The 22,248-nt window shown below is 64.8% G+C and carries 17 protein-coding genes and 1 pseudogene; 12 read left to right on the forward strand and 6 right to left on the reverse strand.

The features are described from left to right. The first annotated feature begins 23 nt into the window (after positions 1–23). Positions 24–788: an enoyl-CoA hydratase gene (locus ASC92_RS08515; RefSeq protein ID WP_056513258.1), complete on the forward strand. Its 765-nt coding sequence runs from the start codon at positions 24–26 to the stop codon at positions 786–788. Between the two features lie 55 nt (positions 789–843). On the opposite strand, the gene ASC92_RS08520 is transcribed toward ASC92_RS08515, so the two are convergent. Continuing rightward, the gene (locus ASC92_RS08520; protein ID WP_056513335.1) at positions 844–1,263 is read right to left on the reverse strand and encodes an acyl-CoA thioesterase; all 420 of its coding nucleotides are present in this window, start codon (positions 1,261–1,263) and stop codon (positions 844–846) included. Between the two features lie 41 nt (positions 1,264–1,304). Here ASC92_RS08520 and ASC92_RS08525 point away from each other — a divergent pair, with 41 nt between their 5' ends. Next, positions 1,305–3,188 carry an ABCB family ABC transporter ATP-binding protein/permease gene (locus tag ASC92_RS08525; protein WP_056513261.1) on the forward strand — a complete coding sequence of 628 codons (1,884 nt, stop codon included), beginning with the start codon at positions 1,305–1,307 and terminating at the stop codon, positions 3,186–3,188. Positions 3,189–3,232: 44 nt separating this feature from the next. Next, a complete protein-coding gene (locus tag ASC92_RS08530; RefSeq protein ID WP_056513264.1) occupies positions 3,233–4,171 on the forward strand; it encodes a 2-hydroxyacid dehydrogenase in 939 nt (312 codons plus the stop codon). 108 nt (positions 4,172–4,279) lie between these two features. Here the strand turns inward: ASC92_RS08530 and ASC92_RS08535 are convergent. Further along, positions 4,280–5,724, reverse strand: a pseudogene (locus ASC92_RS08535) (amidase). Positions 5,725–5,784: 60 nt separating this feature from the next. On the opposite strand from ASC92_RS08535, the gene ASC92_RS08540 reads away from it, so the two are divergent. The 6 genes from ASC92_RS08540 to ASC92_RS08565 all read left to right on the forward strand — a co-directional run bounded on the left by ASC92_RS08540 (position 5,785) and on the right by ASC92_RS08565 (position 11,767). Then, positions 5,785–6,774 (forward strand): LysR substrate-binding domain-containing protein, encoded by a 990-nt coding sequence (locus ASC92_RS08540; RefSeq protein WP_056513268.1) that lies wholly within the window; start codon positions 5,785–5,787, stop codon positions 6,772–6,774. 172 nt (positions 6,775–6,946) lie between these two features. Continuing rightward, positions 6,947–8,401: an aspartate ammonia-lyase gene (locus tag ASC92_RS08545; protein ID WP_056513271.1), complete on the forward strand. Its 1,455-nt coding sequence runs from the start codon at positions 6,947–6,949 to the stop codon at positions 8,399–8,401. Between the two features lie 168 nt (positions 8,402–8,569). After that, positions 8,570–9,469: an amino acid ABC transporter substrate-binding protein gene (locus ASC92_RS08550; RefSeq protein ID WP_056513273.1), complete on the forward strand. Its 900-nt coding sequence runs from the start codon at positions 8,570–8,572 to the stop codon at positions 9,467–9,469. A gap of 98 nt (positions 9,470–9,567) precedes the next feature. Beyond that, the gene (locus ASC92_RS08555) at positions 9,568–10,299 is read left to right on the forward strand and encodes an amino acid ABC transporter permease (RefSeq protein ID WP_056513276.1); all 732 of its coding nucleotides are present in this window, start codon (positions 9,568–9,570) and stop codon (positions 10,297–10,299) included. A 1-nt stretch (position 10,300) separates the two neighbouring features. Further along, positions 10,301–10,990, forward strand: a complete 690-nt coding sequence (locus ASC92_RS08560) for an amino acid ABC transporter permease (protein WP_007838246.1) — start codon at positions 10,301–10,303, stop codon at positions 10,988–10,990. 39 nt (positions 10,991–11,029) lie between these two features. Further along, positions 11,030–11,767 carry an amino acid ABC transporter ATP-binding protein gene (locus tag ASC92_RS08565; protein WP_056513337.1) on the forward strand — a complete coding sequence of 246 codons (738 nt, stop codon included), beginning with the start codon at positions 11,030–11,032 and terminating at the stop codon, positions 11,765–11,767. Positions 11,768–11,853: 86 nt separating this feature from the next. On the opposite strand, the gene ASC92_RS08570 is transcribed toward ASC92_RS08565, so the two are convergent. From ASC92_RS08570 to ASC92_RS08580, 3 genes are all read right to left on the reverse strand, one after another. Continuing rightward, entirely contained in the window at positions 11,854–12,903 is a 1,050-nt protein-coding gene (locus ASC92_RS08570) for an alpha/beta hydrolase family protein (RefSeq protein ID WP_056513279.1), read from the reverse strand. Positions 12,904–13,019: 116 nt separating this feature from the next. Continuing rightward, entirely contained in the window at positions 13,020–13,991 is a 972-nt protein-coding gene (locus ASC92_RS08575) for a nucleoside hydrolase (protein WP_056513281.1), read from the reverse strand. Positions 13,992–14,059: 68 nt separating this feature from the next. After that, the gene (locus ASC92_RS08580) at positions 14,060–14,890 is read right to left on the reverse strand and encodes a dienelactone hydrolase family protein (protein WP_056513285.1); all 831 of its coding nucleotides are present in this window, start codon (positions 14,888–14,890) and stop codon (positions 14,060–14,062) included. A gap of 105 nt (positions 14,891–14,995) precedes the next feature. On the opposite strand from ASC92_RS08580, the gene ASC92_RS08585 reads away from it, so the two are divergent. The 3 genes from ASC92_RS08585 (at position 14,996) to ASC92_RS08595 (ending at position 20,185) form a co-directional block, all read left to right on the forward strand. After that, a complete protein-coding gene (locus ASC92_RS08585; protein ID WP_056513287.1) occupies positions 14,996–15,961 on the forward strand; it encodes a GlxA family transcriptional regulator in 966 nt (321 codons plus the stop codon). 722 nt (positions 15,962–16,683) lie between these two features. Then, on the forward strand, positions 16,684–17,751 hold the full coding sequence (locus ASC92_RS08590) for a PIN domain-containing protein (RefSeq protein ID WP_162245710.1): 1,068 nt from the start codon (positions 16,684–16,686) through the stop codon (positions 17,749–17,751). A 4-nt stretch (positions 17,752–17,755) separates the two neighbouring features. Beyond that, on the forward strand, positions 17,756–20,185 hold the full coding sequence (locus ASC92_RS08595; RefSeq protein WP_157609007.1) for a hypothetical protein: 2,430 nt from the start codon (positions 17,756–17,758) through the stop codon (positions 20,183–20,185). A gap of 603 nt (positions 20,186–20,788) precedes the next feature. Here ASC92_RS08595 and ASC92_RS08600 read toward each other — a convergent pair. Then, positions 20,789–21,298 (reverse strand): DUF1993 family protein, encoded by a 510-nt coding sequence (locus tag ASC92_RS08600; RefSeq protein WP_056513294.1) that lies wholly within the window; start codon positions 21,296–21,298, stop codon positions 20,789–20,791. Positions 21,299–22,248: the final 950 nt, after the last annotated feature.

Below are 22,248 nucleotides of genomic sequence, written 5' to 3' on the forward strand. Positions count from 1 at the left end.
GTTTTTACCCAAGGACCATTCCCATGAGCGACATCCTCGTCCACACCGAAGCCGGTGTGATGACCATCACCTTCAACCGCGTCGACAAGAAGAACTCGATCACCAGCGGCATGTACGCCGAACTGGCCGATGCGCTGGCCACGGCCGAGAGCGAAGCGGCCGTGCGCTGCGTGCTGATCCAGGGCGACCCGACGATCTTCAGCGCGGGCAACGACATCGGCGACTTCCTCAACGGCCCGCCGTCGACGCAGGACTCGCCGGTGTTCCGCTTCCTGCGCGGCATCGCGACCTTTCCCAAGCCCATCGTCGCGGCCGTGTGCGGCCCGGCCGTGGGCATCGGCACCACGATGCTGTTCCACTGCGACCTCGTCTACGCGGGCGACAACGCGGCTTTCTCGATGCCGTTCGTCAACCTGGGCCTGTGCCCCGAGGCGGCATCGAGCCTGCTGGTGCCGCAGATGCTGGGCTACCACCGTGCGGCCGAAGCACTGCTGCTGGGCGAGCCCTTCATGGCCGAGGCCGCGCTCGAAGTGGGCCTGGTCAACCGCGTGGTGCCGCCGACCGAGGCCAACGCCATCGCGCAAACGCAGGCCCGCAAGCTCGCCGCCAAGCCACTGAGCGCGCTGGTGGAGACCAAGCGCCTGCTGAAGAAGGCGCAGATGCCCGCCGTGCTGGAGCGCATGGGCGAGGAAGGCGCGAGCTTCGGTCGCATGCTGCGCGAGCCGGCGGCGCGCGAGGCCTTCGGCGCGTTCATGGAGAAGCGCAAGCCGGATTTCTCCAAGGTCTGACGCGCTTCCCGGGCCGTTGGTGTTGCCCCTGGCAAGGGGGGCGAAGCCTGGGGGACTACGTTTCGATCGGCCGCGGACGGCCGTTGTCGTCGATGGCCACGTAGGTGAACGTGGCCTGCGTCACCTTGATGTACTCGCCCTGCGCCCTGAAGCGCTCGGCGAACACCTCGACCGTGACGGTGACCGAGGTGCGCCCGATGCGCACCAGCTTCGAATAGAACGAAAGAATGTCGCCCAGCCGCACCGGCTGCTTGAAGATGAATTCGTTGACCGCCACCGTGGCCTGCCGGCCCTTGGCGTAGCGCGCCGGAATCACCGAGCCGGCCAGGTCGCACTGCGCCATGACCCAGCCGCCGAAGATGTCGCCGTTGGCGTTGCAGTCCGCCGGCATCGGAATGACCTTGAGCACCAGCTCCATGTCGGTGGGCAGGCTCTTGAGGGTGGCAGCGGCGGCGGCACTGGAAGTATCTGACATGGGCACAATCTGGAACAAACAAGCAACCACGATTGTCCCCTATGCGCCGCAGCGGCGAAGCCCTTCCTTCCCCCCACACCGCCGGAGGCCATCCGCCTGCAACCGGCGACCGTTCCGACTGGGCGACGCTTCGCCGCCTGTTCCCCTATCTTTGGCAGTACAAGTGGCGGGTGGCCGCCGCGCTGGGCTTCATGGTGGGCGCCAAGGTCGCCAACGTGGGCGTGCCGGTGCTGCTGAAGAACCTGGTCGACACGATGACGCCCAAGACCGGTGCGCCGGACCTGGCGCAGGCGCTGCTCATCGTGCCCATCGGCCTGCTGCTGGCCTACGGGCTGCTGCGCTTCTCGACCTCGCTGTTTGGCGAACTGCGCGAGCTGATCTTCGCCAAGGCCACCGAGGGCACGGCGCGGCAGATCGCGCTGGAGGTGTTCCGCCACCTGCACGCGCTGAGCCTGCGCTTCCACCTGGAGCGCCAGACCGGCGGCATGACGCGCGACATCGAGCGCGGCACGCGCGGCGTGCACTCGCTGATCTCGATGTCGCTCTACAGCATCGTGCCGACCATCATCGAACTGGTGCTGGTGCTCACCATCCTGGGCGTGAAGTTCGACTCGCTGTTCGTCTGGATCACGGCAGCCGCGCTGGTGCTGTACATCGGCTTCACCGTCACCGTGACCGAGTGGCGCACGCAGTTCCGCAAGACCATGAACGAGCTCGATTCGGTGGCGCAGAGCCGCGCGGTCGATTCGTTGCTGAACTACGAAACCGTCAAGTACTTCAACAACGAAGACTTCGAGGCCGGGCGCTACGACGCCAGCCTCGACCGCTACCGCAAGGCCGCCATCAAGAGCCAGCGCACGCTGAGCATGCTCAACACCGGCCAGCAGGCGCTGATCGCCATCAGCCTGGTGCTGATGCTGTGGCGCGCCACCTCGGGCGTGGTCGACGGGCGCATGACGCTGGGCGACCTGGTGATGGTCAACGCCTTCATGATCCAGCTCTACATTCCGCTGAACTTCCTCGGTGTGATCTACCGCGAGATCAAGCAGAGCCTGACCGACCTCGACAAGATGTTCGTGCTGATGGAGAAGGAGCGCGAGGTGCGCGACGCGCCCGGTGCGCAGCCCTTGTCCTTGCTCCCTCTCCCTCCGGGAGAGGGCTGGGGTGAGGGTGGCGGCATCAACTCCACCGTCCGATTCGAAGACGTCAGCTTCGCCTACGAGCCCGCACGCCCGATCCTCAAGCACGTGAGCTTCGAGATTCCGGCCGGCAAGACGGTGGCCGTGGTTGGCCCTTCCGGCTCGGGCAAGTCGACGCTCGCGCGGCTGCTGTACCGCTTCTACGACGTGCAGCAGGGCCGCATCACCATCGGCGGCGAAGACATCCGCGCAGTCACGCAGTCGAGCGTGCGGCGCGCCATCGGCATCGTGCCGCAGGACACGGTGCTGTTCAACGACACGGTCGAATACAACATCGCCTACGGCCGTCCGGGCGCCACGCGCGAGGAGGTGGAGGCCGCCGCCCGGGCCGCGCGCATCCACGACTTCATCTCGGCCACGCCCAAGGGCTACGACACCACCGTGGGCGAGCGCGGGCTCAAGCTCTCGGGCGGCGAGAAGCAGCGCGTGGCCATCGCGCGCACGCTGCTGAAGAACCCGCCGATCGTGATCTTCGACGAGGCCACCTCGGCGCTCGACTCGGCCAACGAGCGCGCCATCCAGTCGGAGCTGAAGAGCGCCGCGCAGGACAAGACCACGCTGGTCATCGCACACCGCCTGTCGACGGTGGTCGACGCGCACGAGATCCTGGTGCTGGAAGCCGGCGTGATCGTCGAGCGCGGCACGCACGCCGAGCTGCTCGCGAAGCAGGGCCGCTACGCCCAGATGTGGGCTTTGCAGAAGAGCGAAGCGGCACCGCTGATGTAGCGCGATCATCCATTTTCCTTTCCATCGAATCCAGGAGTTCAGACGTGCCGACCAAGATTCCCCTGCTGGTGCTCAACAGCCTTTCGAGCGCCCACCAGGCCCAGATTGCCGAGGTCTACGACATGACCTATGCCTTCGGCGACGCGCAGCGCGCGGCTGCCATCGCCGAGCACGGCAAGAAGTTCCGCGCGGTGCTGACCATCGGCGTCATCGGCATCACGCCCGAGGAGATCGCGGCCATGCCGGCGGTGGAACTGATCTGCTGCATGGGCGCGGGCTACGAGGGCGTGCCGCTCGAAGCCACGCGTGCGCGCGGCATTGTCACGGCCAACGGCGCGGGCACCAACGACGACTGCGTGGCCGATCACGCCTTCGGCCTGCTGATCGGCATCGTGCGCGAGTTCCGCAAGCTCGACCGGCTGTGCCGCGAAGGCGTGTGGCGCGAAGCGATTCCGCAGCCGCCGAACGTGTCGGGCAAGAAGCTGGGCATCCTGGGGCTCGGCACCATCGGGCAGAAGATCGCGAAGCGGGCGGTGGCGTTCGACATGGAGGTCGGCTATCACAACCGCAAGCCGCGCGAAGGCGCCACGCACCGCTACTTCGACGACCTGAAGTCGATGGCAGGCTGGGCCGACTTCCTGGTGCTGGCCGCGCCGGGCGGGCCCGCGACGAAGCACCTGGTCAATGCCGAAGTACTCGACGCGCTGGGGCCGAAGGGCTATCTGGTGAGCATCGGGCGCGGCAGCGTGGTCGATACCGAGGCTTTGGCGGCGGCGCTGCGCGAGAACCGCATCGCCGGAGCCGGCCTCGACGTGTACGAGAGCGAGCCGAAGCGGCCCGAGCCGCTGATCGGCCTCGACAACGTGCTGCTGACGCCGCACATGGCCGGCTGGTCGCCCGAGGCGACGCAGAAATCGGTGGACCATTTCCTTGCGAATGCCGAAGGGCACTTCGCGGGGCGCGGCGTTCTCACTCCCATCTGATGTCTTGCTCCTTCCCCCGCTGGGGGAAGGTTGGGATGGGGGCAGGCAGGGCGCCCGATGGATACGCCGCGTGCCCCCACCCCAGCCCTCCCCCGGAAGGGGAGGGAGTCACACCAATACCGGGGGGCGATGAGAGGCCCAGCCGCACGCCTCGTCGTACGCATGCCCGAGCCGCAGCACATCGAGGTCCGCATGGATCGGCCCCGCCAGCTGCAGCCCCATCGGAAGACCGCCTTCGCCGAAGCCGGCGCGCACGTTCAGCGTCGGCAGCCCCGCCAGCGTGAACGGCGTGACGATCTCCATCCAGCGGTGGTAGGTGTCGCTCTTCACGCCGGCCACTTCCTTCGGCCAGTGCAACTCCGCATCGAACGGGAACACCTGCGCGGTAGGCGCCAGCACGAAGTCGAAGCGCTCGAACAGCCTGAGGAAGGCGCGGTACACGTTCGAGCGGTACACCGAGGCTTGGTACAGCGAGGCCGCATCCAGGTGCCGGCTCTGCTCGATCTCCCATTGCGCTTCGGGCTTGAGCTGCGCGAACAGCTTCGGGTCGTTCAGGTACGCGCCCAGCTTGCCGCCCACCAGCAGCTGCCTCAACCGCAGCCATGCGCTCCAGTTGTGCTCGCGCGGCACGTCGAGCGTGCAGGGCTCGACCTCGCAGCCGATGGTGCGGAAGGTGCCGAGCGCCTTCTCGCCCAGTTCGCGGATGCCGGGCGCCAGCGGCAGATCGGGCCAGATGCTGCCGAGCCAGCCGATGCGCAGTCCCTGCCGTCGCCGTCGAGCTGCAGTGCATCGGGCGAGGGCAGGGCGTGGGGCGACGACAGCGGCACGCGCGGGTCGAAGCCGGCCTGCACCGCCAGCAGCCGCGCCGCGTCTTCCACGGTGCGCGCCATCGGGCCTTCGCAGCCCAGCTGCTGGAAGAAGAGTTCCTCGTCCGGGTTGCCCGGCACGCGTCCGCGCGAGGGTCGCATGCCGATCACGTTGTTGAAGGCCGCGGGGTTGCGCAGCGAGCCCATCATGTCGCTGCCGTCCGCCACGGGCAGCATGCCCAGGGCCAGCGCCACGGCGGCGCCACCGCTGCTGCCGCCCGCGCTGCGATCGGGCGCGTAAGCGTTGCGCGTGATGCCGAACACCGTGTTGTAGGTGTGCGAGCCGAGCCCGAATTCAGGCGTGTTGGTCTTGCCGATCACGATGGCGCCGGCTGCCCTGGCGCGCGCCACGTGCAGGCTGTCGGTGCGTGCCGGCGAGCGCGGCGACAGCGGCGAACCCATCGAGGTCGGCAGGCCGGCGGCGTGGCTCAGGTCCTTCACCGCCAGCGGAAAGCCGTGCATCCAGCCGCGCCGTTCGCCGCGTGCGAGTTCGGCGTCGCGCTCGCCGGCCTCGGCCAGCAGTTGCGCCGGATCGCGCAGCGACACGATGGCGTTGAAGCGCGGGTTCAGCGCCTCGATGCGGGCCAGCGAGGCCTGCATCGTTTCGCGGCAGGACACGTCGCGCGCGGCGATGCGGCGGGAGAGTTCGGTGGCGCTGAGGGCGAGCAGGTCGTCGGCTGAAGGCATGGCGAGTGCGGGAAAAGGAGGGGCGCCCAGTATGGCGCGGCGCTCGCATAATTGCCGCGTATGGAAACCAAGTGGCTCGAAGACTTCATCAGTTTGGCGGAAACCCGCAGCTTCAGCCGCTCGGCCCAGTTGAGGCATGTGACGCAGCCGGCGTTCTCGCGCCGCATCCAGGCGCTCGAGGGCTGGGCCGGCACCGACCTGGTCGATCGCAGCTCGTACCCCACGCGCCTCACGCCCGCGGGCCAGACGCTCTACAGTCAGGCCATCGAGATGCTGCAGTCGCTGCAGAGCACCCGCGCCATGCTGCGCGGCCACTCCGCCGCCGGGCAGGACGTGATCGAGATCGCGGTGCCGCACACGCTGGCCTTCACCTTCTTCCCCTCGTGGGTGACCAGCCTGCGCGAGCATTTCGGGCCGATCAAGAGCCGCCTCATCGCGCTCAACGTGCACGACGCGGTGCTGCGGCTGGTCGAGGGCAGCTGCGACCTGCTGATCGCCTATCACCACCCCTCGCAGCCGCTGCAGCTGGACGCCAACAAGTACGAGATGGTCAGCCTGGGCGAGGAAACCGTGGCCCCCTGGGTCAAGGCCGACGCCGAGGGCGCGCCGCGCTACCGGCTGCCGGGGCGCCCCGGTCAGCCGCTGCCCTACCTGGGCTATGCGCCGGGCGCCTACCTGGGCCGCGTGGTCGACCAGCTGCTGAAGGAGTCGGGCACCGCAATCCACCTCGACCGGGTCTACGAGACCGACATGGCCGAAGGCCTGAAGGTCATGGCGCTCGAAGGCCATGGCATCGCCTTCCTGCCGCAGAGCGCGGTCCGCAAGGAGATCAAGGCCCGCAAGCTAGTGAGCGCGCTGCCGCCCGAGATCGACAGCCTGGAGGCGACGATGGAAATCCGCGCCTACCGCGAGCGGCCCGGCATGGCGGCCCCGCTCAAGACCGGTGGCGGCCGCGCTGCGAAGGCCTCGGCCTCCGAGGGCCTGCAGCCCAAACGCACGGCCGATGCGCTATGGTCTTACCTGGTCGGCACCCAGCCCCAGCGTCAATGACCGGATTTTGTGCAACGCACAATCTATAAATGCCGCGCATAGGACCCCCCGCAAACGGCATTGGCGCCCTTGAGCCGGCGCCACTACAGTCGCGGCAGTTTTTTCGCCGTTGCAAGCAGCACAACCCCGGCACGCGCCTCACGCGTGCTTTTTTTTAAGCCGAGGAACCTGCATGAGCTCCAATTTCAGGACTGAACACGACTTCCTCGGCGACAAGCAGATCCCCGCCGCCGCCTACTGGGGCGTGCACACGGCGCGCGCGGTCGAGAACTTCCCCATCTCCGGCACGCGCATCTCGGCCATGCCCGACCTGGTGCGCGCGCTGGCCTATGTGAAGAAGGCCGCCACCCGCGCCAACGCCGACCTGGGCGCCATCGACCGCGACCGCGCGGCGGCCATCATCCTGGCCTGCGAGGACATCATCGACGGCAAGCTGCTCGACGAGTTCGTGGTCGACGTCATCCAGGGCGGCGCGGGCACCTCGACCAACATGAACGCCAACGAGGTCATCTGCAACCTCGCGCTCGAAAAGCTGGGCCACGAGAAGGCGCGCTACGACGTGCTGCATCCCAACGACCACGTCAACGCCTCGCAGAGCACCAACGACGTGTACCCCACGGCCGTGCGCCTGGCGCTGTGGTTCGCCATCGACCGGCTGCTCGAATCGATGGCGTCGCTGCGCCGCAGCTTCGAGGCCAAGGCGCTCGAGTTCAAGGACATCCTCAAGATCGGCCGCACGCAGCTGCAAGATGCCGTGCCGATGACGCTGGGCCAGGAGTTCCTGACCTACGCGATCATGATTGGGGAAGACGAGGCCCGGCTGGGCGAGGCGCGCGCGCTCATCGAGGAAATCAACCTCGGCGCCACCGCCATCGGCACCGGCATCAACGCGCCGCACGGCTACGCGAACCTGGCCTGCCAGTACCTTGCCGAGCAGACCGGCGTGCCGCTCAAGCAGGCCGCCAACCTCATCGAGGCCACGCAGGACACGGGGGCCTTCGTGCAGCTGTCGGGCGTGCTGAAGCGCGTGGCGACCAAGCTCAGCAAGACCTGCAACGACCTGCGCCTGCTGTCCAGCGGCCCGCAGGCCGGCTTCGGCGAAATCCGCCTGCCGGCGCGGCAGGCGGGCTCGTCGATCATGCCGGGCAAGGTCAACCCCGTGATTCCCGAGGTGATGAACCAGGTGGCCTTCGAGGTCATCGGCAACGACATCACCGTGACGCTGGCGTCCGAGGCCGGGCAGCTGCAGCTCAACGCCTTCGAGCCGATCATGGGCTGGAGCCTGTTCAAGAGCATCCAGCACCTGAGCCGGGCCTGCAACACGCTGGAGAAGAACTGCGTCGTCGGCATCGAGGCCAACCGCGAGTTCCTTGCCAAGCGGGTGCGCGAATCGGTCACGCTGGTCACGGCGCTCAACCCGCTCATCGGCTACGAGAAGGCCGCGCTCATTGCCAAGACCGCGCTCGCCACGGGCGGGCCGATCGACGTGGTGGCCGAGTCGCTGGGCATCATGACGCGCGCCGAGATGGACGCGCTGCTCGTGCCCGAGAACCTGACGCAGCCGGTGCGCCTGTCGGTGGCGCCGGTTCCGCCGGCTGCCGAGCCTTCGGGCACAAAGGCTGCTTAGTGAAAGTCGGACAATGCCAGGAGGCAGGATCGCACCAGGCTGGCGCTGCAATGCGCATGGCCGGTGCAGCGTGGGTGTGAATGCACCGGGTTGGTCCGGGTATCACGCAAAATGTGAATGTCTAGAATTTAGTTGTATCTGTTTCAGTCACCCTCAGGAGTTTTCTGTATGAAAAAACAAGCAATGGCATTGGCAATCGCGGCGCTCGCCACCAGCAGCGTCTTCGCTCAGGCCAATGACACCCTGGCCAAGATCAAGGCTTCGGGCACCATCACCGAAGGCGTGCGTGAATCCTCGGGCCTGTCGTACACGCTGGGCAATGGCCAGTACACCGGCTTCCACTACGACGTCTGCGCCAACATCATCAAGGACCTCGAGAAGGCCACCGGCAAGAAGCTCGAAGTCAAGTACCAGCCCGTGACCTCGCAAAACCGCATTCCCCTGGTGCAGAACGGCACCGTGGACATCGAGTGCGGCTCGACCACCAACAACGCCACGCGCCAGAAGGACGTGGCCTTCGGCGTGACCACCTACGTCGAGGAAACCAAGATCGTCGTCAAGGCCAACTCGGGCATCAACTCGCTGGCCGACCTGAAGGACAAGACGGTCGCCACCACCACCGGCACCACCCCGCTGCAGACCGTGCGCAAGCAAAAGCGCGCCGAGAACCTGAGCTTCAAGGAGGTCTACGGCAAGGACCACTCCGACAGCTTCCTGCTGCTCGAAACCGGCCGTGCCGACGCCTTCGTGATGGACGGCTCGATCCTGGCCGCGCTGGCCGCCAAGTCGAAGTCGCCGAAGGACTACAAGATCCTGCCGGACGTGCTGGCCGTCGAACCCATCGGCATCATGATCCGCAAGGACGACCCGGCCTTCAAGAAGGCCGTGGACGACAGCATCAAGGCACAGGCCAAGTCGGGCGAGCTGGCCAAGCTCTATGACAAGTGGTTCCTGAAGCCGATCCCGCCGGCTGGCGTGACCATCGGCCTGCCGCTGGGCGAAGCCACCAAGAACGCCTGGGCCAACCCGAACGACAAGCCGGCCGAAGACTACGTCACCAAGGAATAAGCGGCGCGTCGCTGCGTGATGACGCCCACCTTTCGCGGTGGGCGTTTCTTTTCAAGGGACTGGTTTTCGAAGAGACGGTGAAGAAGGAGTAAATACAAATGGGCAACTGGGATTGGCAGGTGTTCCTGCAAGACCCCGGGGGGGACTATCCGACCTACCTGCAATGGATGCTGTCGGCCTGGGGCTGGACGGTGTCGGTCGCGCTGCTGGCGCTCATTGTGGCGCTGGTGCTGGGCTCGCTGATCGGCATCATCCGCACGCTGCCCGACAGTCCGTGGCTGGTGCGGCTGGGCAATGCGTGGGTGGAGCTGTTCCGCAACATTCCGCTGCTGGTGCAGATCTTCCTTTGGTACCACGTCATCCCCGCGCTGATCCCGGTGATGAAGGGCGTGCCGAGCTTCATCCTCGTGGTGCTGGCGCTGGGCTTCTTCACGTCGGCGCGTATCGCCGAGCAGGTGCGCTCGGGCATCCAGGCGCTGCCCAAGGGCCAGCGCTACGCGGGCATGGCGGTGGGCTTCACCACCGCGCAGTACTACCGCTACGTGATCCTGCCGATGGCCTACCGCATCATCATCCCGCCGCTCACGAGCGAGACGATGAACATCTTCAAGAACTCGTCCGTCGCCTTCGCCGTGTCGGTCGCCGAGCTCACCATGTTCGCCATGCAGGCGCAGGAAGAAACCTCGCGCGGCATCGAGGTCTACCTCGCGGTGACGGCGTGCTACGTGGTGTCGGCCCTGGCCATCAACCGGCTCATGGCATTCATCGAGAAGAAGACCCGCGTGCCGGGCTTCATCGTCTCGGCCAGCAGCGGCGGCGGAGGACATTGACATGATGAATCTCGACCTGTCGTTCTACAACTGGGACGTCATCAGCAACTTCGTCGTCAAGGGCTTCTACTTCAGCATCATGCTGACGATAGTGGCCACCATCGGCGGCGTGATCTTCGGCACCCTGCTGGCGCTCATGCGCCTGTCGGGCAAGAAGTGGCTCGATGCGCCCGCGGCGCTGTACGTCAACGGCATGCGAAGCATCCCGCTGGTGATGGTGATCCTGTGGTTCTTCCTGCTGGTGCCGGCATCGTTCTATTCGCTGTTCGGTTCGGTCGGTTCCAACTACCGCTCCGAAATCTCGGCCGTGATCACCTTCGTCGCGTTCGAGGCAGCGTACTTCAGCGAGATCATGCGCGCGGGCATCCAGTCGATCCCGCGCGGCCAGGTGAACGCGGGGCAGGCGGTGGGCATGACCTACGGCCAGAACATGCGCCTGGTGGTGCTGCCGCAGGCCTTCCGCAACATGCTGCCGGTGCTGCTCACGCAGACCATCATCCTGTTCCAGGACACCTCGCTGGTCTATGCCATCGGCGCCTACGACATGCTCAAGGGCTTCGAGACCGCGGGCAAGAACTTCGGCCGTCCGATCGAGGCGTACCTGCTCGCGGCCGTCGTGTACTTCGTCATGTGCTATGCCCTGTCTTGGCTGGTGAAACGCCTGCACAAGAAGATCGCCATCATTCGCTGACCGAGTGGCTGAACCGGAGAGAAAGAAATGTCCGAAAAAATGATTGAAATCAAGAACGTATCGAAGTGGTATGGCCCGGTGCAGGTGCTCAACGACTGCAACGTGAACATCTCCAAGGGCGACGTGGTGGTGGTGTGCGGGCCCTCGGGCTCGGGCAAGTCCACCCTCATCAAGACCGTGAACGCGCTCGAGCCCTTCCAGAAGGGCGAGATCACCGTCAACGGCATCCCGCTGCACGACCCCAAGACCAACCTGCCCAAGCTGCGCTCCAAGGTCGGCATGGTGTTCCAGCACTTCGAGCTGTTCCCGCACCTGTCGGTGACCGAGAACCTCACGATCGCGCAGATCAAGGTGCTGGGCCGCACGCCCGACGAAGCCAAGACCCGCGGCCTGAAGATGCTCGACCGCGTGGGCCTGATGGCGCACAAGGACAAGTTCCCGGGCCAGCTGTCGGGCGGCCAGCAGCAGCGTGTGGCGATTGCCCGTGCGCTGTCGATGGACCCGATCGTGATGCTGTTCGACGAACCCACCTCGGCGCTCGACCCCGAGATGGTCGGCGAAGTGCTCGACGTGATGGTGAGCCTGGCCAAGGAAGGCATGACCATGATGGTGGTCACGCACGAAATGGCCTTCGCCCGCAAGGTCGCGAGCCGCGTGATCTTCATCGACGTGGGCGGCAGGATCCTGGAAGACTGCCCGAAGGACGAGTTCTTCAACCACCCGGAGAACCGCCAGCCGCGCACCAAGGACTTCCTCAACAAGATCCTGCAGCACTGACAAGCCGCTGCCGGGTTCAGGCAAAAGGGGCCGCGCTTCAAGAGCGCGGCCCCTTTTTCATTGGCGGTGGGCCCTGTGCACGCGATCTATTTCGTGCCAGGGCTCGCCGCAAACACCTTGTCGAAGAACGCCGGAATCTCGCTGCCCAGCCGCTCCAGCAGCGCCTTGCGGTCGAAGCCTGGCGGATCGGCCCGAACGTCCCCGTCGTCCGTCGGGATCGCGCTCGAGGGGGTGTCCATGAAGGCGAAGTGCCAGGCGTCGGGAATCCGCTGGAGTTCGGCGCCCGGCATGTTCTGCGCGACCCATTCGGCATGGAAGCGCGGAACGAGGAAGCGATCCTGCTGCGCCTCGTAGATCCGCGTGGGCACGCGGATGTCCGCGAGCGAAGCGGCCGTGAAGGGAACGCCGGCCGGAGCCATCGCCACGACCGCGCGTACCCGAGGGTCGCGTAGTGAAGGCAGCAGCGGCGATGCCGGGGCCGCCACTGTGCCGGTCGGCGCTCCAGCGTTACGGCCGACGCCGCAAAAAATCGGGTCGGCGGTGCGCTCGCTCGCGCAGTGGCTGGCGATGCGCGACAGGTCGGCCTGCCCGCCCGCGAGCGCCAGCACCGTGTAGCCGCCGGCCGAATGACCCAGTGCGCCGATGCGGGGGCCTTGCGCGTCGACAGCGATCCGGTCCTTCCACATCGGGTCTTGCAACAGCACGTCGATCACGTGGGAGATCTGCTGCGGCCGTTGCGTGAAGTAGGCCGCCGCGCCTTGATGCAGCAGTGCGCCGTCCTGCCAGTTGTCGCCCGGATGGCGCAGCGCCGCGACCAGGTAGCCGTCCCGCGCGAGCGCTTCGGCCAGGCTGGTGTGGCCCAGTTCGGTGCCGCCGACACCATGGCTCAACACGATCAGGCCCTTGAAGCGCCCCTCGGGTGGCGCCTGGATGGCCACGCGGACCGTGAACGGCCCCATGGGAATGGCGCGGGCGGCGGCCTGTGTCGGGTAGTAGAGCGCGACCACGACGGGCGCGGCGTCCGGCGCCGCGCCCGGAAGGCTCAATTGGCGCCAGCCGGCTTCGGCGGCCATGAGCTGGAACGACAGCAGCAAGCCCGAGGCAAGCAGCAGGACCTGGCGGAAAACGGTGCGCATCGTGGATCTCCTGGACGGTGTCGATGGAGTCCGCATGGTGGCCGCGCCGCTGCGCGGCTGCCACTGGATTGCGATGAAGAGCGGGAAAGGCGGCGCGAAATGCGACACCAGAAGGCTCAGGGCAGCCGTGCGATGTGCTCCGTCAGCAGGTCGAAGAAGCCCTGCGCATCGCCATCGACGATCCAGTTCACGTTGGGCGTGCGGTGCAGGCTGCCGTACCAGTCGGCCACCGTTTGCCCGAAGCCCATGCCTTCGCGGCTGTCGACCTCTACGTGGATGCGCCTGCCCTTGAAGAGCGAGGGCCGAAGCAGGTAGGCCGTGACCGTGGCGTCGTGCACCGGGCCGCCCGGCATGTCGTAGTGCTTCATCTCCTGGGGTGCGTAGGCGTCGAGGATGTCCGCGACGATTGCGCCCGCCCGGTTGCCGAGGCCGCGCAGTCGCGCGATGCGTTCGTCGCTCGTGAGGATCTTGTGCGTCACGTCCAGCGGCAGCATGGTGATGGGCACGCCGCTCTTCAGCAGCACCGCCTCGGCCGCATGCGGATCGGCGAACACGTTGAACTCGGCCACCGGCGTGATGTTGCCGCCGTTGAAATGCGCGCCGGCCATGAGCACCAGCTCGCGCAGGCCGCGCACGATGTCGGGGGCTTGCTCGAGCGCCAGCGCAAGGTTGGTCTGCGGGCCGAGCATCGCGAGCGTCACGCTCTTCTCGGGCGCGGCGCGCAGCGTGCGCACCAGGTAGTCGACCGCATGGCCATCGGCCAGCGGCACGGCGGGCTCGTACACATCGACGCCCGTGAGGCCTTCCTTGCCGTGGATGTTGGCCGCGTAGATCGGCGTGCGCTGCAGGGGCCGCTCGGCGCCCGCGTACACCGGGATCTCCGGCCGCCCGGCCCATTCGCATGCCAGCCGTGCGTTGCGCGAGGTCTTGGCCAGCGGCACGTTGCCGGCCACCGTCGTCAGCGCCTCGATGCGCAGCCGCTCGGGCGCCGCCATCGCGAACAGCAGCGCGATCACGTCATCGGCGCCAGGGTCGGTGTCGATGATGAGCGTGTGCACCGTGGCGTCGGTGGATGGCGTGGTTTGCATGACAAGGTTCCTCGGCGAGCGCGAACGGTGCGCCCTGCCGGGCAAGTCTGCCAGAGCGCGAGCGCCGGTCAGCGTGGGTCGTCGAGCAACCGCTGCGCAAAGAACGCCAGGATCTCGTCGCGCGCCGCCAGCGTCGGCTGGCCGGCTTCGTCGATCAGGTGCGCGGTCACCACGCTGTGCGGGCTGGCCACCACCTGCGCGAAGAAGGGCGGCGTGTCGGGGTTGGCGGCGCTGTCGGGCAGCACGCGTGCAACGAAGCGTTCGCCCAGTGCCTGCGAGAACGCCGCGAAGCGCTCGGCCTTGCAGAACCGGTCACCGTCGAAGCGATAGGCCATCACGGTCAGGTCTTCGCGTTCCAGGCGCTCGCGCACGGCCGCCAGTTCGTCGGCCGCCACGTTCATGCCGGCCGGCTCGTCCATCGGCAGCGAAGGCTGGCACACCACCGGTGCGAGCATGGCGGGCTCCATCATCATCGAGAGCGCGAAGTTGCCGGTGAAGCACATGCCGATCGCGCCCACGCCGGGCCCGCCGCATTCCTCGTGCGCCAGCCGCGCGAGCGCGCGCAGCCACTGCGTCACCGGGCTCGAAGCGTTCGATGCGAAGGCCCGGAACTCGGCGCTGACGCAGGCCCGCTTGAACACCGCAACGCCTTCCTCGGCCCCGGGCACCGCGCCGTCTCGGCCGAACAGCGAGGGCATGTAGACGGTGAAGCCCGCGCCGCGCACCCAGCGTGCGAAGCGCGCGACGTGCGGGCTGATGCCGGGCATCTCGGTCATCACGATCACGGCGGGGCCCCGGCCCATGACGTAGACCTTCTTTTCGATGCCATCGAGGGCGATCTGGCGTGGGGTGAAGTCGTCGAGCGGGTCGTCGACGTGCGTGGAGCGGATCGGAGTCATGGGCGTGCGGCAAAGCGGATGAGGCTTGTATTGGGCTGTCTGCATCGCCAGAATGACCAGTGTCCTTTTTGACTGTTTTCGGGCTTTATCAGACAGGCTTGCGGCATGCACGACTTCACGATCCTGGTGCTGCCAGGAGCTTTTCCCTCCAGCGTCGCGGCCACGCTGGACATCCTCGGCGCCGCGCGGGCCGTGGCGGGCCGCGCTGGCGTCGCGCCGCCGCGTTGGCGGCTGTGTTCGGTGCGTGGCGGCCCCGTCCGGCTGCAGGCCGGCATGACCCTGGACACCATGCGCCTGCCGCTGCGGCCGCGCGACGACCGCTCGACGTGGGTGGTACCGGGGCTCGGTCTCAACACGCCCGGCGAGATTCGCCAGTGCCTGCGGAGCGCCGATGCCGCCAAGGCCATTGCAGGCCTCGAGCGCCACGCCAAGGCCGGCGGGCAGGCCGCGGCTTCATGCTCGGCCGTGTTCCTGCTGAATGCCGCGGGCCTGCTTCAGGGGCGCCGCGCGACGACCTCATGGTGGTACGCGGCGCTGCTCAAGCAGATGGCGCCGGGCTGCACTGTCGATGTCGACCGCATGGTGTGTTCCGACGGGCCGGTGGTCACGGCTGGCGCCGCGTTCGCGCAGACCGACCTGATGCTGCACCTGTTGCGCGAGCGTTGCGGCAGCGCGCTCACCGATCTGGTCTCGCGCATGCTGCTCATCGATGGCCGCCAGGCACAGTCGCCGTTCATCGTGACGGAGATGCTGGCCAACGGCAACGAGCTGGTGACGCGGCTCACCGCACGGGTCGAGTCGGCGCTGCCCGACGCACCCTCCGTGAGCGAGCTGGCGCGCGAGTTCTGCATGTCGCAGCGCACGCTGTCGCGTCACATCGAGAAAGCCACCGGCAAGAGCACGCAGGCGCTGGTACAAGGCGTGCGGCTGCGGCGCGCCCGCGCGCTGCTCGAATCCAGCCGCATGACGGTCGAGCAGGTGGCCGGCGCCGTGGGTTACCAGGACGCCACGGCGCTGCGGCGGTTGATGAAGAAAATGGCGGGCGCTAACCCGAGCCGCTACCGCGGCTGATGCGCCCGCAGCAAACTGCGGTGCCTGCTTCTTGCGCGCGGCAATTGCCTTCACTGCATTCGCCACCAGCAGCAGCCAGATGCGGACTGGCTTGTGGGGCGCCTTCGGGGCGTGTGCGCAGGGCACCGGGTACTCCCCTCCGCGAATGTCCCCCGGCCTGCGGCCTCCTCCTTTATTTCGCTGCGGGGAGCACCCGATGCCCTGCGCACGATGAGTGCGGCTGTGAGGTTGGCGGTTCGACCGCTGTGGCGGATTGCAGATGGACGTGGGGGGGGGCGTACCACTGAGCTTGCGTGAGAGACGGGCGCTGGAGAAGCAGAACTCCGAAGGGCCGGTGTCGGCTGCGGTCGACTTTGGTATATGACTGCGTTCGATGTTCGCTTCAGACTGATCTGGGTTATACGCGTGCCGAGGCATGAGCGTTAGCATCGACGGGCACCGGTCATTGAGCACCGCTGGCTCCGGCCGGCAGCTTCACCTGATCAAACGGTCGCTCAGCCACGGCGCAACCGTCGCGCTGACGCGAACGTCCGCACTTGCCAACGCGACAGTCGCATCGCCCTTCGGCGCGGCGGATCAAGGCGCTGTCCATGCGCCGGTCGAATAGCCGCGACGCCAATGATCCAGCCGACGTGACCCATGGACGAGTACGGCCGATGGTTGGCCATCACCCCAGCTGAATGGGGCTGCCACCTTAGAATCTGGGTGCAATTTCCAGCTGGATGGCTATGGCAGACGACGGGCAACTTTTTGTCTTGTGCGACACCAATGTGGGCGCGCGTGATGCCCACCTTTTTCGCAAGAAAGGTGGGCCGCTTCTCATTGACATGCTCCGCGCCAAGAAGGCAAAGCTCTTGGTGCCCGAGATCCTGCGTATCGAGTACATCAAGCAATTCACCATCGCTGGCGACGAGGCCTTGCAGAAGATGGTGAAAGAGGTCGATAGGTTGAAAACGCTTTGCGGGTTCGACCTATTCGGGTTGCTGCCAAAAACGCAGTTTGGAGACGCTCAGGCCCGTGAGATCTTGGATCAGCTTGAGGACGTCATCCATGTCGTGCCCACGACGGATGCGCTCAAACTTGCCGCGTCCGACCGCTCCATGGAGGGCCGGCGGCCGACGTCGAAGTCCGACCACGGTTACAAGGATTGCCTCATTTGGGAAAGCGTGCTGACGCTGCCCCCGGGTTCCGAAGTGATGTTTGTGACTCGCGATGAGGTTGGTTTTTTCGAAAATGGTGTGCTCGCCCCCAACCTTGCCAAGGAAGCCGTGGCCAAGGAGCTGAATCTGACTGCATTCAGAACTACCGAGGCGAATGGCGTGTCGCCGGTTGTCGATGCCCTAAAGGCTCGATTTGCGGACCTCGCTTCGATGCGCACTACTGACGTGCTGATGGGAGACCATCCCATAGTCCAGGCGTACATGAGAATTGAGCGCGCCGCGCCAGTTCTGCCGGTGCCGGCTGCAGAGGTGTTGCCGCAGCCAGAAGTCCAGCCCGGCGAGCTGGAGGCTTTGCTGACAGCTCGTACAAGGCACCTGAGCCTTCTGGACATCAAGGCCCTTGGGTTCGTCGGATTTTTGGAGCGGGCAGGTAAGCAGCAGGCCATCGACCTGCTCGTGCAGTCCGGCGCCACCGCAGACGCGGCGCGCAACGCGCTGGAACGTTTGGCGTTGGCTGGCCTGACACGAGACACCGGTCACAACTACCTGGCCGTCAAGGGTGAGCTGCTTGAAAAGGCTGTGCAGCAGGCTGAGGCTGAAATGATTGAACTCACGGGCTTCGGAGGCTGAAGTGGTGGAGTCCTCTACCCGCATCAAAGTCCTTGAGCGCTTGGCTCAATCAACCACGCCGGCCGCTGATGAGGCGATCAAACGCGCATGCGAGCAGGCAATCGCCAGCCTCGCAGACGGCGTCGACTACGAAGCCCTTGAGTTCAGTCTCGATGTGCTGCTCACAGTGGGATTTCGGCGCAGCAATGAGGTAGTAGCCGCCGCGGACGCCTTTCTTCGCACGGTTGAAACCCGCTTGTTGGTCTATTCAGACGAGCACGGGGAGCAGCTAGCGGCGCTGTCCAAATATCGCAACGCTCACAGGTTGATGGCCAAAGCCATCGACCTAATCAACGCATTGCGGTACCTGGAGACACCAGCTGTTGTCGACAGTCTGCTGTGGGCATCGACGCACGAAGAAGAGTCGGTGCGCAAAGCGGCTTTTTCAGATTTGGGCGCCGTGGCCAAGTACAGCATCTCGGTGTACTTCGGCGACGGAGCAGCCAAAGGCATCGGCTCAGCGCCCCAGATCCTGGTCATTGAGACCCTGGAAACTAAGGGTGACGAGTACTTGAAGCAACACCTGCGTGGCGTGCTGACCCTTGTAGAGGGCCTTCTGTCGACATCCATGGAATCGACGAAGTGGTCGTCTACCGGTGTGACGTTGTCCCAAGCAGTAGCCCCTGCTCACAAGGGTGTTGTAGCCGTCCGCACGCGATGCATCGCGTTGGTGAAGAAGCTATATCGGCTGGTCGAGACGAAGTCGCAGAAGCTGTCTGTCATCAGGGCGATGAACACGGCAGCTCGTGGTGATGGCAGGGGCGCTGTCGACAAAGATTTTGCGGAGATGATTTCTGCGAACGCTCAGGAGGTCCTGCGATTCTTTGGCGACGTCGCTAATGAGGAGGACGACCTGCAGATCATTCAGAAGATCGAGCATGACAGCTACTGGATTCATTTCCACACTTCATCGGCGGAGGTGAAGGCGGTTGCGCTTGAGGTTAAGGCGATCATTGACGCCAACGCAGAGTACGGTGTCTACAAGACTCTCGTTGGCTTCGAAGGGATATTCGGCGATTGGACGAAGGACCGCAAAGACGAGTCCTTCACGCTCGGTGCGCAGGATTCCAGGGTGAAGCAGTCAAAGGTCTTGGCGGCACAGGTTCCAGCCGATGGCTTCGAGGTGTGGCGCGCTCGAATCTTGAGGTTCGCTCAGACCGAGTCCAACGACCTGGCCACGTTTCCTGTCTTCTATGAGTTCCTTGCCGAGATTGCGGCGTCGTACCCCGACTTCGGCCTTGAGTTGCTCACCAAGCATGCCGATCCACTGTCTCGGTTCCTTATACCTTTGCTTCGGGGTGTCTGGGACGGAGACAGGAAGCCGCAGCTCCTCCCTCTGATGACAAGGTGGATAGATGAGGCTTCAGAGAAGGAGACGTCGTTCCTGAGCGCCTGCGCAAAGGTCTTCCTGTCGACTAAGGATGTTGACTTTGACATCCTCGAGAAGATTCTCGAAAAGGCGACCCGCCTTCACGACGTTTTCGTTATCCGCCAAGTTGCAACGGTGGCCGTCGGTAGGCCCGATTCGGGAGCCTGGAAGGCAGACCTGAAGACGCTCTTCCTGCGTGCCTTGCCGCGCTTGACCGAGCTTGGGGATGCGGGCTGGGTTCGAGAGATTTGGTACAGGAAAGAGGCGACGGAGATGGTTGGCGAGTTCTCTCCTGATGAGCGCCGTGAGGTGCTGAAGAACCTGCGTCTTTTGCCACAGATTGACTACCAGGCCGAGGACGTACTGGCAGCTATTGCCGAGCGAGAGCCTAGTTTGGTTGTTGAGTATCTATGCGACCGACTCTATGACCCCAACGCAGCTGTCGCCGCAGTTGCTGAAAAGGCGGGCTACGACTACGAAGAGCTGCCGTACCAGTTCCACACACTACAGGACAGCCTTTCCAAGGACCCGAAGGCGGTTGTCGCAGAGGTCCTGGACCGCTACTTGACTGATGAGTCGCTCTTTGAGTTCAGGGGGGCAAAGCTGCTGCAGGCCATCTTTCCGCAGCTCTCTGAGGACTTCCAAGCAGAACTTGTTCGCCTCGTTCGAGATGGCGGGGAAAAGGGTCTTGAATTTGTTGCTGGCGTGTTACGTGCTTACGGCGGAGAGGCTTTCATCCAGCCTGTTGCGAAGGAACTCATAAAGCGATTGCCTCGAAGCAGCCCACTCATCAACGAGGTAGAGATCGCGCTGATGAGCACGGGTGTGGTGTCGGGCGAGTACGGGATGGCAGAGGCCTACGACAAGAAGCGAAGCGAGGTCCTTGACTGGCTTCAGGACACCGACGAACGCGTCCGCACGTTTGCTGCTAAGTACGTCAATGAGCTCCAGGCTATGAGTGAGAGTGAGCGTCGTCGTGCAGACGAGTCCATTGCCGTTCGGAAGTTTGAGTACGGCGACGAGTAGGAGCCTCCCTCAGGGCTCAGATTGCCACTCTTGCTGGAGCTAAAAAAAGAGACCTGACTAGGCCGGGGCGGCAAAGCCGCTTCACTGTCATCATGCCGAAGCTCCTGCTGAGTGAGGAAAGGCAGGGAGATTGCTCTCGCAACTGATGACAGTTGAATCATGGTGGGCTAATTTCCGCTTCGGGTCGCGATCACCCGTTCGAGCCGTCGAGCAGCAGACAGCCGCGGTGGAATGACGTGGTGAGAGGCCGCCAGGCCGCTTGGCCGGCAGCTTCACTCCCGACAACGGTCATCGCTACCGGCACGGCGACGGGCATGCGGATGGCGGCTTCTTGCCCCGGAGCGTGAACCTGGCGACCTGCCGAGGAAGACCGCTCCCGCTGCATAGCCGCCATCAGCAAAGCAACATCGAACGCCCGCAACGGGTCGACTGTGTGACTCACAGACTAACGCAGGAGACATCTGGTCAGTTTTGACCAGGCGCCAAGCAAATCAGGGTAGACAAAGCCTCCATCCACAGCGAGATGAAATCGCGCAGCGATGGAGGCTCTGGTTGCTATCGAGCGGCAGTGGCCAGAGTGGCTGAACTCTTGTGTGCCTTGGGTTAGTAGGCACCCATGTAGTCGCGCTTACCGATCTCGATACCGTTGTGACGCAAGATGGCATAGGTGGTGGTCACGTGGAAGAAAAACTGCGGCAGTCCATAGTGCAGAAGATATGCGCTGGCGGTCAGCTTCCTTTCCTTTGGAGTGCCGGGGCGCAATACGATCTCGCGGCTCTCGCTTGAATCAAATTGCTCAGACTTGAAGGAGCCGATATGGGCCAAAGCTTTGGCGATCAACGCTTGCAGGTCGGCGAAGCTGACCTCAGTGTCGGGCCAGGACGGCACCTCGGCACCAGCCAGGCGGGAGGCAATGCCCTTGGAGAAGTCTGCGGCGATTTGTACCTGACGTACCAGCGGAAACATGTCGGGGGACAGCCGCGCCTGCAGCAGGGCATTTGGATCGATATTTTTTTGCGTCGCGTGGTCTTCGGCCTTCTTGAGCACGTCGGACATAGCGCGCAGCATCTGCTGCATGACGGGAACAGAGGCGTTGTATAGCGGGCTGGTCATGGTGAATTCACTTCTAAAATTAGGCACGATGGCCGGAGTTGGCGTGGCAGAGGCCCTGCCGACCATGTAAGGCTAACAGCATGGGGCGAACTGAATTGCCCCGGCTTTTGTGGCCAGCTTTTCTTCCCGCTGGTAGTTGGAGCAGCTGCGGTGAAGGGCAGTTTATCGGCAAGAAGCGGATGTCAAATGCAGACGCCCGACAGACCGCGATCGCTGCAAAGCGGGTGCTCGCATTGTTGGTCGACGATCAGCTGGGATACATAGCTGCCACTGAGACCTACCCCACAAGCAACCTCAACCAAGCCGAATTCTCTCCATCACGAATGCTTCAGTCGTTCCATCTCAAAGCCCCCGTTCCCCAGGCGGGCCGCGAAACCCGCAGCCCGCAGACCAGCCGCTAACCGGCAGTCTCAGGCGCCCCACGCCGCGCCTTCTCACTCACCTGAAACAACTCCCCAGCCTTGCGAGCCATCTCAGCCGCAAGCCACAGCAGGTTGTTCAGTTGCCGAGGCCCATCTCCGCTGCACCAATCGATGTCTTCCCCATGGCAGACCCATAGGAGAGCTTCGAGTTGAGTGAGGGTGTTTTCGAGAAGATCCGCCGGGTCTTGGGCGTTTTCTTCGGAAGCTACCGGCGAGCGAGGCCGGGCTATAGTCTTGGTAGCCATTTTTGTGCGGTCCTTCCAAGGTGTTGCACGAACTTGGTTAGACGGCTGGGGTGCTAGTAACACCCTGGCCGTCGCCTTTTGATACCTCGCATCTGCATCGCTGCTTTCGCACCGACAACCTGCCGCGAGGCAAGCAGCCTTCAAACATCTCGGTGGTTTGGTGTGTTGCGCCTTCCTTGTTCCCTGTCAAGCGACATCAGGAGCTGCCCCCCTGGCGACATGAAGAACTGACCCCCGGGTTGTTGATCAATCTGTCGTGACTGCGTCTTTCGCGCTGGCCTGG

This window comes from Variovorax sp. Root411 (assembly GCF_001425205.1).
GTDB lineage: Bacteria > Pseudomonadota > Gammaproteobacteria > Burkholderiales > Burkholderiaceae_C > Variovorax.

Coding starts and splice junctions, on each gene's coding strand:
- ASC92_RS08580 (WP_056513285.1), bottom strand. CDS start 14,890: ATGACTCCGATCCGCTCCACGCACGTCGACGACCCGCTCGACGACTTC.
- ASC92_RS08525 (WP_056513261.1), top strand. CDS start 1,305: ATGCGCCGCAGCGGCGAAGCCCTTCCTTCCCCCCACACCGCCGGAGGC.
- ASC92_RS08600 (WP_056513294.1), bottom strand. CDS start 21,298: ATGACCAGCCCGCTATACAACGCCTCTGTTCCCGTCATGCAGCAGATG.
- ASC92_RS08550 (WP_056513273.1), top strand. CDS start 8,570: ATGAAAAAACAAGCAATGGCATTGGCAATCGCGGCGCTCGCCACCAGC.
- ASC92_RS08575 (WP_056513281.1), bottom strand. CDS start 13,991: ATGCAAACCACGCCATCCACCGACGCCACGGTGCACACGCTCATCATC.
- ASC92_RS08560 (WP_007838246.1), top strand. CDS start 10,301: ATGATGAATCTCGACCTGTCGTTCTACAACTGGGACGTCATCAGCAAC.
- ASC92_RS08590 (WP_162245710.1), top strand. CDS start 16,684: ATGGCTATGGCAGACGACGGGCAACTTTTTGTCTTGTGCGACACCAAT.
- ASC92_RS08585 (WP_056513287.1), top strand. CDS start 14,996: ATGCACGACTTCACGATCCTGGTGCTGCCAGGAGCTTTTCCCTCCAGC.
- ASC92_RS08570 (WP_056513279.1), bottom strand. CDS start 12,903: ATGCGCACCGTTTTCCGCCAGGTCCTGCTGCTTGCCTCGGGCTTGCTG.
- ASC92_RS08520 (WP_056513335.1), bottom strand. CDS start 1,263: ATGTCAGATACTTCCAGTGCCGCCGCCGCTGCCACCCTCAAGAGCCTG.
- ASC92_RS08545 (WP_056513271.1), top strand. CDS start 6,947: ATGAGCTCCAATTTCAGGACTGAACACGACTTCCTCGGCGACAAGCAG.
- ASC92_RS08565 (WP_056513337.1), top strand. CDS start 11,030: ATGATTGAAATCAAGAACGTATCGAAGTGGTATGGCCCGGTGCAGGTG.
- ASC92_RS08515 (WP_056513258.1), top strand. CDS start 24: ATGAGCGACATCCTCGTCCACACCGAAGCCGGTGTGATGACCATCACC.
- ASC92_RS08540 (WP_056513268.1), top strand. CDS start 5,785: ATGGAAACCAAGTGGCTCGAAGACTTCATCAGTTTGGCGGAAACCCGC.
- ASC92_RS08555 (WP_056513276.1), top strand. CDS start 9,568: ATGGGCAACTGGGATTGGCAGGTGTTCCTGCAAGACCCCGGGGGGGAC.